Raw genomic sequence first — 288 nt, forward strand, 5'->3', positions numbered from 1 at the left:
GACAATTGATTCTCATGATGATATATTTAAATAGTTGTCAAAAACGTTATAAACGTTGATACGACAACGCTGGTAGACCTTTGAAAACTGAACAAAATTTTGACAAACGATCGTGTGAGGACTCGCAAATCAAATTGATTTAGTGAGAACAAACATGCGAAGTCAATTCGCAAAAACAAACAATTAATGAGCTTGAAAAAGACTCATCATTTTAATATGAGAGTTTGATCTTGGCTCAGGATGAACGCTGGCGGCGTGCCTAATACATGCAAGTCGAACGAACTTCCG

At 36.8% G+C, this 288-nt stretch carries 1 rRNA gene; it reads left to right on the top strand.

Going from position 1 to position 288, the window contains the following annotated elements:
• Positions 1 to 212: 212 nt before the first annotated feature.
• Positions 213 to 288 (top strand): 16S ribosomal RNA (locus GUI70_RS25555); the annotation flags it as partial.

The organism is Deinococcus alpinitundrae (assembly GCF_009982895.1).
GTDB lineage: Bacteria > Deinococcota > Deinococci > Deinococcales > Deinococcaceae > Deinococcus > Deinococcus alpinitundrae.